Source organism: Bradyrhizobium sp. CCBAU 45394 (assembly GCF_028128655.1).
GTDB classification, from domain to species: Bacteria; Pseudomonadota; Alphaproteobacteria; order Rhizobiales; family Xanthobacteraceae; genus Bradyrhizobium; species Bradyrhizobium diazoefficiens.
In genome coordinates, this window is sequence record NZ_LBIX01000004.1 from 212,859 (window position 1) to 224,819 (window position 11,961).

At 65.6% G+C, this 11,961-nt stretch carries 11 protein-coding genes; 3 read left to right on the forward strand and 8 right to left on the reverse strand.

Features of this window, described 5'->3' with window-relative positions; all coding sequences use genetic code 11:
* Positions 1 to 16 precede the first annotated feature (16 nt).
* The 4 genes from WN73_RS01775 to WN73_RS01790 all read right to left on the reverse strand — a co-directional run bounded on the left by WN73_RS01775 (position 17) and on the right by WN73_RS01790 (position 3,740).
* The gene (locus WN73_RS01775) at positions 17 to 1,486 is read right to left on the reverse strand and encodes a YncE family protein (RefSeq protein ID WP_271551286.1); all 1,470 of its coding nucleotides are present in this window, start codon (positions 1,484 to 1,486) and stop codon (positions 17 to 19) included.
* Between the two features lie 9 nt (positions 1,487 to 1,495).
* Positions 1,496 to 1,957 carry a DUF305 domain-containing protein gene (locus WN73_RS01780; RefSeq protein WP_049832629.1) on the reverse strand — a complete coding sequence of 154 codons (462 nt, stop codon included), beginning with the start codon at positions 1,955 to 1,957 and terminating at the stop codon, positions 1,496 to 1,498.
* 176 nt (positions 1,958 to 2,133) lie between these two features.
* Complete coding sequence (locus tag WN73_RS01785; protein ID WP_011089227.1) at positions 2,134 to 2,922, reverse strand: ABC transporter permease; 789 nt, start codon at positions 2,920 to 2,922, stop codon at positions 2,134 to 2,136.
* Entirely contained in the window at positions 2,922 to 3,740 is an 819-nt protein-coding gene (locus tag WN73_RS01790; protein ID WP_011089228.1) for an ABC transporter ATP-binding protein, read from the reverse strand. The genes WN73_RS01785 and WN73_RS01790 overlap by 1 nt, the downstream gene beginning before the upstream one ends.
* 144 nt (positions 3,741 to 3,884) lie before the next feature.
* Here WN73_RS01790 and WN73_RS01795 point away from each other — a divergent pair, with 144 nt between their 5' ends.
* Positions 3,885 to 4,667, forward strand: a complete 783-nt coding sequence (locus tag WN73_RS01795) for an ATP-binding cassette domain-containing protein (protein ID WP_182869396.1) — start codon at positions 3,885 to 3,887, stop codon at positions 4,665 to 4,667.
* Positions 4,664 to 6,223, forward strand: a complete 1,560-nt coding sequence (locus WN73_RS01800) for a glycine betaine ABC transporter substrate-binding protein (RefSeq protein ID WP_182869398.1) — start codon at positions 4,664 to 4,666, stop codon at positions 6,221 to 6,223. Before WN73_RS01795 ends, WN73_RS01800 begins: the two co-directional genes overlap by 4 nt.
* 192 nt (positions 6,224 to 6,415) lie before the next feature.
* Here WN73_RS01800 and WN73_RS01805 read toward each other — a convergent pair whose 3' ends face one another.
* Entirely contained in the window at positions 6,416 to 8,128 is a 1,713-nt protein-coding gene (locus WN73_RS01805) for a sulfatase-like hydrolase/transferase (RefSeq protein ID WP_271551287.1), read from the reverse strand.
* A 180-nt stretch (positions 8,129 to 8,308) separates the two neighbouring features.
* Positions 8,309 to 9,031 (reverse strand): TetR/AcrR family transcriptional regulator, encoded by a 723-nt coding sequence (locus tag WN73_RS01810; RefSeq protein ID WP_028176165.1) that lies wholly within the window; start codon positions 9,029 to 9,031, stop codon positions 8,309 to 8,311.
* A gap of 37 nt (positions 9,032 to 9,068) precedes the next feature.
* On the opposite strand from WN73_RS01810, the gene WN73_RS01815 reads away from it, so the two are divergent.
* The gene (locus WN73_RS01815; protein ID WP_271551288.1) at positions 9,069 to 9,689 is read left to right on the forward strand and encodes a hypothetical protein; all 621 of its coding nucleotides are present in this window, start codon (positions 9,069 to 9,071) and stop codon (positions 9,687 to 9,689) included.
* A 9-nt stretch (positions 9,690 to 9,698) separates the two neighbouring features.
* Here WN73_RS01815 and WN73_RS01820 read toward each other — a convergent pair whose 3' ends face one another.
* Both WN73_RS01820 and WN73_RS01825 read right to left on the reverse strand, forming a co-directional pair.
* The gene (locus tag WN73_RS01820) at positions 9,699 to 10,550 is read right to left on the reverse strand and encodes an SDR family oxidoreductase (protein ID WP_162603835.1); all 852 of its coding nucleotides are present in this window, start codon (positions 10,548 to 10,550) and stop codon (positions 9,699 to 9,701) included.
* Between the two features lie 266 nt (positions 10,551 to 10,816).
* Positions 10,817 to 11,917 carry a DUF2336 domain-containing protein gene (locus WN73_RS01825; protein WP_271551289.1) on the reverse strand — a complete coding sequence of 367 codons (1,101 nt, stop codon included), beginning with the start codon at positions 11,915 to 11,917 and terminating at the stop codon, positions 10,817 to 10,819.
* Positions 11,918 to 11,961: the final 44 nt, after the last annotated feature.

Genomic DNA, 11,961 nt, shown 5'->3' on the forward strand with positions numbered 1-11,961 from the left:
GCCGCTCGGCCGGACGTCATTGCGCCTCGATCTGGACCGCCTCGCCGGGCATGGCCACGTCGCCGGACGCAATCACCAGATACCGTCTTGCAGCTGCCGCAGACTGATCGACAATCTGCCGGATCGGACCGGCCGCGTTGACGATAGCTGATCCGGCCGGATTGGTCATGAACGCCGCCAACGGCTGCAACGTACCACTTCCATCGCCATGCTCCGCCAGCGCCAGCACATATTTCTGCCTGGGCTCAAGTCCCGTCACCGAAGCCTGCAAGATCTGGATCAGGCCCTGATCGAACAGCGAGACGCTGGTCGGCGCCTTTCCGTCCTTCGAACCGTCCCTGGATGCAAGCGCGAGATGAGCGACCTGGCCGGCAACGCCGAGGGCCTGCAGGTTCTGGCGGTCATCAGGATTGGGAGCCGCACCTGGAACGTAGGCAATGGCCTGCGGCGCCTGGCCGATCGGGACATTCGCCACCACGCTGTTGGTTGCGGTGTCGATCGCCGCGAGCGCGTCGGCGTTCTCAAGCCCGACATAGATGCGCGTGCCGTCACCGGACGGCCAGACGCCGTGCGGCAGATTGCCGACCGGGATCGTCGCGACTTGCGAGAAGTCGTCGGTGCGGAACACCTTCACCTGGTTCAGGCCACCAATAGTGACGTAGGCAAATGTCCCCCTGGCAGTGTGCGCGAAATTGACGTGGTTGGTGATCGGACCGGTATCGATCGTCCTGATCGGGTTGAACGGCGGCCTGGCGTTGAACACCTGCGTCCTGCCCGTATCCTTCAGCGTGAACCACACCTGGTTTCCATCCGGCGTCACCGCGATGTTCGGGCAGAACGGGCTCTCCTGCTTCACCCTGGCGATGATCTTGTGCTCGGCGACCGCGACGACGTCGGTCTCGGGATTGAAGGACGAGCAGATGTAGGCGTATTTGCCGTCCGGTGAAAACATCTGCATGCCCGGCCCGCTGGGGGTGGTGATGCGGCGTTTTTCCTCAAAGCTCTGCGGGTCGATCACGGAGATGTAGTTTTCGCCGCGAACGGTGACCCACACCTCCTTGCCGTCCGGCGTGAAGAACGCCTCGTGCGGCGACCGCCCGATATAGGTCGTGTGCTTGACCGCATTGGTCGCGGTGTCGATGAAGGTGACCGAGTTTGAGCCGATCGACACCACGGCAAGCGTCTTGTGATCGGGCGAAAAGCCCATGCCATGCACGAGAACCTGGCCCTTGTAGAGCGGGCTGAAATTGCCGGGCTGCGGGTCGCCGAGCCGGATCACCCCAAGCAGCTTGTTGTCGACCGGGTCGGTCACCGAGACCGTGTTCGAGAACTGCTCCGCGGCATAGACGCGGTCGTGATGGCTGATCGGAATATCGGGTGAGGACAGCGCACCAGGCGCCTGCCCTGCCCATGCGGCTGAACCGGTTGCAAGCATGGTGGCCGCCAGGAAGATGCTCTTCCCGATGCTGCTTCTCGACGTCTTCATGTGGCGCTCCTACTTCTTCATTCCGGCGGACATGTCCATCTGCATGCCCGGGTGATGATGGACGCTTGCAACGGGGCCAGACGGCGGCTGGGTCGGGGCGGGCGTCGTATCGGTTGCCGGTTCGCCGATCGCGAGCTTCATGGCCGCGATCTCCTGCATCTGGTCGACGATGATTTCCTGGGCAATGCGCCGCAACTGCTCGTTCTTGCCGTAGCGCAATTCGATGACCGCCATGTCGATCGCACCCTGATGATGCGGATTCATCATCGCGACGAAGTCGCGATCGACGTCGCCCGTCGGCTTGGCAGCCATGTCGTTCATCATCTTGGCCATGGCGGATTCGTTTTCTTCCAGGAACGCACGCTCCTCCGCGCTCAGCGCAGCCGGCGGGTTGGCCGGATGGGCTTCATGCGCGAATACGAGCGGAGGAATTGCGAAGGCGACGAGAATGCGTGCGCCGATGAGTGCCATGCCAAGGCCGGGCCTTGGCCATCGGCATCTGCCTGCGAGCGCCGCAACGAGGCGATGAAACTGTGACCGGTGCATCCTGAACTCCCATGCAGGTGGTTGCATGGGGGTATGACGCGTGGGCGCGCGTTCTATTCCGGCCGGTCAATCACATAAATGTCAGCAGGACAACGCGGCGGCTAGCCACGTCCATCCAACGCTGTTGGCCGCCACACCAGCAAGCGCCGCTCCACCAGCGTGACCCCGAAGTCGATCAGGATGACGAAGGCCGACAGCACGAACATGCCGGCGAACACGCCGGCGACGTCGAACACGCCTTCGGCCTGCTGGATTAGATAGCCGAGGCCGGCCGCCGATCCCAAATACTCGCCGACGACGGCGCCGACCACGGCGAAGCCGACCGAGGTGTGCAGCGAGGAGAACATCCAGGACAGCGCCGACGGCCAATAGACGTGCTGCATCAGCTGCCGCTCGCTCATGCCGAGCATGCGGCCATTGTCGAGCACGGTGCGACTGACCTCCTTGACGCCCTGATAGACGTTGAAGAACACGATGAAGAACACCAGCGTCACGCCGAGCGCGACCTTGGACCAGATGCCGAGGCCGAGCCACAGCGCGAAGATCGGCGCCAGCACCACGCGCGGCAGGGCGTTGACCATTTTCACGTAAGGGTCGAACACCGCGGCGACCAGCGGCTGGCGCGCGAACCAGAAGCCGATCAGCACACCGCCGAGCGATCCGATCACGAAGGCAAGGATCGATTCCGCGAGCGTGATGCCGAGGTGCTTCCAGATCACGCCGGAGGCAAACCACTTCACGATCTGACTGAACACGTCGAACGGGTTGGAGAAGAAGAACGGCGGCAGCACGATCTTGCCGAACACGGGGACGGTCGACAGCACCTGCCACAGCACAATGCAGACGACTGCGACCAGGACTTGCAGCGCAAGCAGCGTCGGGCGCGACATCAGACCGCCTCCGCCGCTTGGGTGGATTGCGCGTAGCCCTTCATCACCTCGTCCTTGAGCACGCTCCAGATCTCGCGGTGGAGCGCATGGAATTCCTTGTCCAGGCGCACCTCGAAGATGTCGCGCGGGCGCGGCAAGCCGACGCGCCAGTCGCCGATGATGCGCGAGGACGGCCCCGCCGACATGATCACGACGCGGTCGGCGAGCGCGATCGCCTCTTCGAGATCATGGGTCACGAACAGCACCGCCTTGCGGTCGGCGTTCCAGAGATCGAGCAGCAGATTGCCCATCACCTGGCGGGTCTGTGCATCGAGCGGCCCGAACGGCTCGTCCATCAGCAGGATCTTGGGATCGCGGATCAGAACCTGCGCCAGCGCCACGCGCTTGCGCTGGCCGCCCGAGAGCATGTGGGGATAGCGGCCCGCGAAGGCGCCGAGGCCTACGGACGTCAGCCATTTCTGCGCCCGCGGCAGCGCCTCGGCGCGCGGCGTGCCCTTGATCTCGAGCCCGATAGCGACGTTGTCGAGCGCGGTCTTCCAGGGGAACAGCGCATCGGCCTGGAACAGATAGCCGGCATCCCGGTTCAGCCCCGCGAGCGGCCGGTCGAAGATCTTGACGCTTCCGGCCGCCGGCTTCAGCAGCCCGGCCGCGACGTTGAGCAGCGTCGATTTCCCGCAGCCGGTCGGGCCGACGATGGCGACGAACTCGCCCTGCGCGACCGAAAGATGCGCCTTCTCCACCGCCGTATAGACCCGTCCGTCCCCCAGCCGGAACGCAACCTTGGCATCTTCCAGCGCCACCGCCGTAGGTGTTGTCATGTGTTCCCTCCGAATTTGGTCCGATGCCTTAACCGCTCGCGCGGCCAAGTTCAATCAATCCGCCAAGCGTGCTACGCATGGGCTTCGTCGCCTCCTTCACCCTCCCCTGGAGGGGGAGGGTAAGGAAGAGTGAGCCCCGTCCTGATGCCTTCCAAGCCCGCCATCAGCTATTCCCACGTCACCAAGAGCTTCGGCTCCCTCACGGCCGTGGACAACGTGTCGCTGGACATCGCCGAGGGCGAGTTCGTGGCCATCGTCGGCGGCTCGGGCTCGGGCAAGACCACGCTGCTGCGGCTTGCCAACCGGCTGATCGAGGCGGATCGCGGCACCATCACGGTTGATGGCGAGGACGTGCAAAACGTCGATCCGGTCGCGCTGCGGCGCCGGATCGGCTACGTCTTCCAGAGCGGCGGGCTGTTCCCGCACTTGAGCGTCGCCGACAATATCGGGATCACGCCGAAGCTGCTGGGCGCACCGGCAGCGGATATCGCAGCGCGGGTCGACGAATTGCTGGAGCTCGTGCAGCTCGACCGTGCCGCGCACCGTGACCGGCTGCCCGAGGCGCTCTCGGGCGGCCAGCGCCAGCGCGTCGGCGTGGCGCGGGCGCTCGCGGCAAAACCCCGCATCGTGCTGATGGACGAGCCGTTCGGCGCGCTCGATCCCCTCACCCGCGACGCGCTCGGCGACGACTATCGCTCGCTGCATCGCAGGCTCGGCCTGACCACGGTCATGATCACGCATGACATGACGGAGGCGATCCTGCTCGCCGACCGCATCGCGGTGATGCGCGGCGGCAAGCTGCTCGCGCAGGGCACACCCGCGGAGCTCTCCACGAGCACCGACGCCTATGTGCTGGAGCTGCTGCGCACGCCGCGGCGCCAGGTCGAGCGGCTGAACGCGCTGCTGCCGCAGAGCGGTGCGGCATGAGCCTCTTCACCGATCCACGCTGGGGCGAGGCGCTGTCGCATCTGCCCGACTATCTCGGCAACCATGTGCGGGTGAGCCTGGCCGCGCTGGCGCTCGGCCTCGCCGTCAGCCTGCCGCTGGCGATCCTGACACGCAACCGCCCGGCGCCGCGCGGCATCCTGCTCGCGCTCGCCAGCATCGTGCAGACCGTGCCGGGACTGGCGCTGCTCGCGCTGTTCTATCCGTTGTTGCTGGCGGCGGCGTCCCTGACGCTCGCCTGGTTCGGAATCTCCTTCTCGGCGTTCGGCTTCCTGCCGGCGATGCTGGCGCTGGCGCTGTATTCGATGCTGCCGGTGCTGCGCAACGGCATCACCGGGCTGAACGGCATCGACCCGGCGCTGATCGAAGCCGCTGAGGGCGTCGGCATGACCGCGCGGCAGTCGCTCGTCCTGGTCGAGCTGCCGCTGGCGCTGCCGGTGATGATGGCGGGCATCCGCACCGCCGCGGTCTGGGTGATCGGCACCGCGACGCTCTCGACCCCGATCGGGCAGACCAGCCTCGGCAACTACATCTTTGCCGGGCTCCAGACCCAGAACTGGGTATTCGTGCTGTTCGGCTGCCTTGCCTCCGCCCTGCTGGCGCTCGCCGTCGATCAGTTGCTCGGCCTGATCGAGAGCGGCCTGCGCCGCCGCAGCCGCCTGCGCACCGGGTTCGGCGCGGTCGGGATCGCGGCACTGGTCGCCGCAACGCTGGTGCCGACGATGGGCCGCTCGTCGCAGGGCTACGTCGTCGGCGCCAAAACCTTCGCCGAGCAATACGTGCTGTCGGCCCTGCTCAGGGATCGCCTCCAGGCGGCCGGCCTGTCGGCCACGGCGCGCTCGGGCCTCGGCTCCAGCGTGATCTTCGGGGCGTTGAAGGCGGGCGACATCGACCTCTATGTCGATTATTCCGGCACGCTCTGGGCCAACCAGCTGCATCGCACCGACATCAAGCCGCGCGCCGAACTGCTCGCGGAGCTGAAGACAGCCCTCACGAAGGAGAACATCACCCTGCTCGGCGAGCTCGGCTTCGAGAATGCCTATGCGCTGGTGATCCCGAAAAAGCGCGCCGAGGCGCTTGGCATCCGCACCATCGCCGATCTCGCCGCGCACGCATCGGCGCTGTCGATCGCCGGCGACTACGAGTTCTTCTCGCGCCCCGAATGGGCGGCGCTGCAAAAGGCCTACGGCCTTCAATTCCACGCCCAGCGCCAGATGCAGCCGGATTTCATGTATGCGGCGGTCGCCAGCGGCGAGGTCGACGTCATCGCCGGCTACACCAGCGACGGGCTGATCGCGAAATACGACCTCGTTGTGCTCGACGATCCCAGGCACGCGATCCCGCCCTACGATGCGATCCTGCTGCTCGCACCCAAGCGCGCCGGCGACGAGCGATTGCAGGCCGCGCTCAGACCGCTGCTCGGCAAGATCGACATCGCCACCATGCGCGAGGCCAATTTGCGCGCCAGCGGCAACGACGCGAATTCGTCGCCGGATGCGGTGGCGAAATGGCTGTGGGGGAAGGTGGGCGGGCGGTAGGCCTGCGCTATTTATTCGGTGTCGTCCTGGCGAAGGCCAGGACCCATTACCCCAAGGCTTGGTTATGTGGACGGTACTAGCAGCTCGCTCGATTTGATAGATCACGCGGTATGGGTCCTGGCCTTCGCCAGGACGACATTGGAGAGACATGGACGCTCCAAAAAACGCCCCCTCGCAAAACGCGTCAGAGCGCTACAGCCCCCGGATCATCCCCGCATTGATCAGCAGCCGGTTGAGCCGCCGCGCCTCGGCGCCGTCCTTGCAGCCGTAGAAGATGCCCTTGCAGCGGAGCATGATGTCCTTTTGCACGGCGAAGGACGGGTCGAGCGGGATGCCGGCGGCTTCCTGGATCACAAGCGGCAGATAGGGCCCGTCGATCGTATCCATCACGGCCTCGCTTCTGACCGGCTCGAAACTGACGGCGTCGATCGCGTAGTAGGTCGCGTAGAGACGCGGATCGTAGGCGTCGAGCTTCTTGCCGATGGCGCCTTCGTCGAGCCCGGGCTCGAGGATGTTCGGCGCAAACTCGGGCTGATGATCGCCATAGCGCACGATCAGGAAGGGCTCGCCGGGAAACGTCTTCTTCAGCCCCGCGACGAAAGCCCTGTACTGCTCGGCGCTCATCGCCTGCCGGCGCAGATATTCGTCGATGGACGCCACATTGCCCGGCGCGCGCCAGTTCGGCAGCAAATCGGGACGGAAGCGCGTCTCCCAGGGGAAATGATTGGCGCCGAGATAGATGAAGGTGAACAGCGGCTTGTTCGGCGTCCGCTCACCCATCAACCGGAGCGCCTTGTCGTAGAAGAACGAGTCCGGTTCGACGTCCTTGGCGCCGAGGTCCTTGGAATCGAGGAAGCGTTCGACGCCGGTCGTCATCTGGAAGCTGCGTGCGCCCATGAAACCGCCATAGGCGGGATAGAGCGACAGGGTGTCGTAGCCGCAGCGGCGCAGCGCCAGCGGCAGGCCGCGCTCGACGCGGCCGGTTGCGATGCGCGTCACGAAATACGCGAAGCGGCCGAACGAGCGCGAGGAGAGGCCGGCGAGCACGTTGTATTCGGTGAACCAGCTCGGCCCGCCATTGCTCTCGGCCAGAAACGTGCGCTGTTTGCCGTCCCATGACTTGAAGTGGCTGCCATAGCCCTGCGGCACCTTGATGCCCTGGGCGGCGCGGATGTCGAAGCTCGATTCATCATGGATCATGATGATGTTCGGCCGGCGGCCCGTGGGATGGCAGGCGTCCACCAGCGGTATGTTGAGCCGCTCGTTGGTCGAGGCGGCCGATTCCATGAAGCCGTACTGCGCGAAGTCGGACACCGCGCTGACGCCGGAGCGGAAGAACTTCGAGAGATAGCCGTCGTCGTAATACCCCCGCCAGGCCTCGTCCGGATGATAGAGCGAATAGCCGACCAGCGCGGCGAGACAAGCGAGCTTGCAGGCGAGCGCCGGCAGGCGCCGGATGCGGAACGGATCGAGCCACCACAGCGCGTACATCAGCGGCAGCGTGACGAGACCGGCCAGGATCACCGACCAGCGCAAATTCGGGAAGATCGTGAACAGGAACGCGACGGTGTCGCGGTCGATCATCATCAGGTCGATGAAGTTGACCGTCATCTGCACGACGTCGTGCTTGAGCCGCGACAGCAGCACCAGCACGACGACCAAGGTCAGCGACAGCGCGCCCGACAGCGCCGGCCGGCGCAGCAGTGTGATCCAGAAGAAATTGAGGATGCCCCAGGCGAGCGCGAAGGAGAGGCGCGAGCCGAAATCGGTCTCGGTCTCGTACATCAGCGCGAGGGCCGCCAGATGCGGCGCGGCGACCGCGAGCAGCCGCCAGATGCCGAGCGCGGCAACGCTCGCCAGCACGGCAGTCGTGGCAGAAGGACCTGGATTGGGCGCGGACGCCATCGACGACACGCAACAGCTGGTCCGGCACGATGATCCTAGCCGTCTGGCCGGCCCGAAGGCGACTAGGGCGTCCGGCGCAGCCGGAAGCCTGCACCGTGTCATAAAACTGTAACGGAACAGTCAAGGACAGGCAACGCGCGCCGCGATCCGACCTTCGCTTATTCCTAGCGGCGGGCGACGCTAGCGCTTGGCAATCCCGGCGATGAACAGATCGATGACCCCTTCCGCCATCCGCTCGACCTCCCCCTCCTCCACGCCCCAGCGCGGAAAGTGGCCATCGAGATTCATCCGGGCAAAACCGTAGACCAGGGCGCGACCGGCGATCTGGATGCGCTTGAGGTCGGCCGACGGCAGCAGGCCCTGCTCCGCCGCCTCGGCCAGCATCTGCTCCGTCAGGGCGATTAGCTCGGCATTGTCGCGCGTCAGCTCCGCGGAGCTGCCATGGGCGAAATAGCGCCCCGTGGAGATGATCTCGAAATGTGCGGGATTGCGCATCGCCCAGCGCAGATAGGCAAGGCCGAAGGCGCGGAAGCGGCCGAGCGGATCGGCGGCCGGAGCCTCGCCCAGCGCCTTCTCGATCTCCGCACGAAAGCGCCGCTGCGCCTCCCCGGCCACCGCCGCCATCAGCGCGTCGCGGTTGGGGAAGTGCCGGAACGGCGCGCCCGGCGATACCGCGGCCCGGCGCGCGGCCTCGCGCACGGAGACCTCGGCGCCTTCGGCCGCCAGTTGCAGCGCAGCATCGATCAGCACGCGGCGAAGGTCGCCGTGGTGGTACGGCCGGGCCTGGGATGTTTGGCGGCGCGCGCGCGGCCTGGAGGTCTGACGGGCGGGCATCGGGCCTTCTAGCATCACCCGAACGTGAATGTAAGCAGCGATTACACCATTGACGGATATGCCGGCCATAAATGTAATCGATGATTACATAAGGGAGGAAACCACCATGTCACAACGGCAAAGCTGGCTCGAAGGCTGGAGGCTGCTGGCCGCCCTCACCCTCAGCCTGATCGTCCTCAGCCTGTGGATCGCCTCGATGCGGCAATTCGAGGTCGAGGGCGTGCGGATGGTGATCCGCTTCACGGCGCGCAGCTCGCTCATGCTGTTCTGTCTCGCCTTCGGCGCCGCGGCTCTCGCCCGGCTCTGGCCCAATGCCTGGACGCGCTGGCAGCGCCGCAACCGCCGCTATCTGGGCTTGAGCTTCGCCGCCTCCCACGCGATCCACGCGGTTGCGATCGTCGCGTTCGCCAATATGGATCCGGCCGACTTTGCGGAGGCGACCTCGGCCGCCTCCTACATCTTCGGCGGCATCGGCTATGCCTTCATCATCGCGATGAGCGCGACCTCGTTCGACCGCACCGCCGCGCTGCTCGGGCCGCGCGCCTGGCGCGCGCTGCACCTCACAGGGGGCTATTACCTCTGGCTCCAGTTCATGGTGTCGTTCGGCAAGCGCGTGCCGGCGATGCCGCTCTATGCCGCTTTCCTCCTTCCGCTGCTCGCCGTGATTGCGCTGCGGCTGATCGCGATGGCCGCCCATCCGCGCGGACGGACCGTCGCGGCGCGCTGAAGCGGGGCGTCACCCCTGCGGCAACAGCCCAAGCTGCTTGGCGATGATCCGATCGAGCGTCCGTTTCGGCAGCACGGCCCCGATCAGATGCCGCATCGGGTTGGGCGTGATCTGGTAGCGCACCTTGGGGCTTGCCGCGGTCAGCGCCTCGAACACGATCTCGGCGATGCGCTCGGCGGGCAGGCCCTTCGCGCCGAGCGCCATCATGAACGCCATGACCTTGTTGAGCGCCGGCAGATAGGGCGAGTTCTGGTAGACGGAGAGATCGATCTCTTCAGCCTTGCTCCAGATCGGCGTCTTCACCGCGCCGGGGGCGACGATGATGACGTCGATGCCGAACAGCATCAGCTCGCGGCGCAGGCTTTCCGACAGTCCCTCGATCGCGTGCTTGGAGGTGCAGTAGGGCGCCGACAGCGGATTGCCGTTCTTGCCTGCGACCGAGCTGATCATCACGATCCGCCCCTTCGGCCCCTTCAGCGACGGGTCCGCGCCGAGCAGCGGCCCGAAAGCCTGCGTCGCGATCACAGGGCCGATGACGTTGATGTCCATCTGGCGGCGGAAATCATCGACCGACAATTCGAGCACGGGACCGGCCACCGCGACACCGGCATTGTTGACGAGGCCGGCCAGCGTCTCGCCGCCCAGCGCCTCGCGGACGTTTCGCGCAGCAGCGAGGACTGCCGCCTCGTCGGTGACGTCGAACAGGAGCGGTGTGAAGTTGGCGCCGAACTCACCCGTGAGCCGGTCGGCGTCGGCCTGCTTGCGGACGCTGCCGAACACGCGATAGCCGCGCCCGACCATGAATTTCGCAATGGCCCAGCCGATGCCGGTGGACGCGCCGGTGACGACGACAGATCGCATGGTCATTCCCCAAAAGTTCCCGCGATCATGCAGGAGGAAGGCACCGATGCGCAATGCCGCCCAGCTCTCAAGCAGGCGCGGCAGATGTCGGTTCTTAGGATGAAGCGGCGCGCGAACGTCGGGAAATGAGATTGTTTGCGCCTTGAAAAGGCGGATGAAGAGCCGAATCCTTGTCTCTGAAGGCGCCGAGCTTTTGGCGATCGCGAAACTCTGAAAAAATCTGAAAAACGGCGCGAGACCAGGAATGTGGTTTGGGTTCGCGTCCGCTAGTGGACAGGACCCTGGCCGGCCCGCTCGCGGAGCCGGTAGAATTGGAGCGCGGCCTTCGCAGTATTTGGCTTCAACCGGAGGAAGCTTGCAAAGCACTGCTCCAATCGTTCTTTCGCCTCGTGGGGTGAACCGGGCTGAAACGTCAAGATCGCCTTCGTCGTGTCCCAGGACAGACCGATCGCCTTCGCAAGAATGAGAATCTGCTCGGGCTCGGAGCGGACCAGCGCACGCTCGATCGCTCCGATCGGCAGATCGCTCATGAGCGACAGCGCGACGGCGGTCTTGTCGAAGCTCCGCTCGCCGATGAAGTCGAGCACGTGTGCCTCGTCGAGTTGCCCACCCGAATGTAGCGACCTCACCTCGGCCAACGCCCGGGCATGTTCGCTCGAGCCTGCCCGGGCCATCGTATGAAGCTCATCGGAGCTCTCCGCAATGGCACTCCGGATCAGCGCCGCCTGGCGCGGATCGGCCGCCTCCAGCTTGCGCCTCACCATCTCGGACGCATGGACGAACAATTTCAGCAAGCTCGCGCGCGGGATATCGGGGCGAGCCCAGATGCAGATGGCGAGCGCGCCATGGTCCCGGGCCCGGCCGGTGAGCCGGGACATTCCCTGGACCGAGAACCTGGCCCCACCGTTACCGGCTGTCCGCACCGCGACGTCGCTGTTGCCGCGTTCGACCAGGACGTCGGTGACGGGTTCCGTCAACTGGCTGCGGCCGGCGATGGCCAGCAGGTGATCCTGGCTCTTGGTCCGCGCGTTCTCCGCCAACGTCACCTCGTCGAGCCGTGGTGAGTGCTCCAGCACCGGCGCGGCCACCTCGGGCGCATCGTCAAACGCCAGCAAGCGGATCGTCCGTAGTGGCGCGTCAGGCAATCTGGAAAGCCGGCCCCCGAAGGTCGCCCGCGCGGTGCACTCGATATTCCTGAGAAGCGTGCTCATCACCTCGTCGAACAGATCGATCTGCACGTCGCTGAACTTGCCCGAGCCCAACACGAAGAGATCGGCGACTTGACGCAGAAGCTCGGCGCGCTTCGACAGTTCCGGGCTCGCCAGCGCGATCTCGAGTTGATCGATCAGGCCGTTCGCCAAATTCATCTCTCGTGACCCTGGGGTTGAGTTGCCTGCGTTCCGACGGAGGT

What these genes read in the sequence shown, in the direction of transcription:
- WN73_RS01775 (WP_271551286.1), bottom strand. Translation starts at nt 1,486, where the DNA reads ATGAAGACGTCGAGAAGCAGCATCGGGAAGAGCATCTTCCTGGCGGCC.
- WN73_RS01780 (WP_049832629.1), bottom strand. Translation starts at nt 1,957, where the DNA reads ATGGCACTCATCGGCGCACGCATTCTCGTCGCCTTCGCAATTCCTCCG.
- WN73_RS01785 (WP_011089227.1), bottom strand. Translation starts at nt 2,922, where the DNA reads ATGTCGCGCCCGACGCTGCTTGCGCTGCAAGTCCTGGTCGCAGTCGTC.
- WN73_RS01790 (WP_011089228.1), bottom strand. Translation starts at nt 3,740, where the DNA reads ATGACAACACCTACGGCGGTGGCGCTGGAAGATGCCAAGGTTGCGTTC.
- WN73_RS01795 (WP_182869396.1), top strand. Translation starts at nt 3,885, where the DNA reads ATGCCTTCCAAGCCCGCCATCAGCTATTCCCACGTCACCAAGAGCTTC.
- WN73_RS01800 (WP_182869398.1), top strand. Translation starts at nt 4,664, where the DNA reads ATGAGCCTCTTCACCGATCCACGCTGGGGCGAGGCGCTGTCGCATCTG.
- WN73_RS01805 (WP_271551287.1), bottom strand. Translation starts at nt 8,128, where the DNA reads ATGGCGTCCGCGCCCAATCCAGGTCCTTCTGCCACGACTGCCGTGCTG.
- WN73_RS01810 (WP_028176165.1), bottom strand. Translation starts at nt 9,031, where the DNA reads ATGGCCGGCATATCCGTCAATGGTGTAATCGCTGCTTACATTCACGTT.
- WN73_RS01815 (WP_271551288.1), top strand. Translation starts at nt 9,069, where the DNA reads ATGTCACAACGGCAAAGCTGGCTCGAAGGCTGGAGGCTGCTGGCCGCC.
- WN73_RS01820 (WP_162603835.1), bottom strand. Translation starts at nt 10,550, where the DNA reads ATGCGATCTGTCGTCGTCACCGGCGCGTCCACCGGCATCGGCTGGGCC.
- WN73_RS01825 (WP_271551289.1), bottom strand. Translation starts at nt 11,917, where the DNA reads ATGAATTTGGCGAACGGCCTGATCGATCAACTCGAGATCGCGCTGGCG.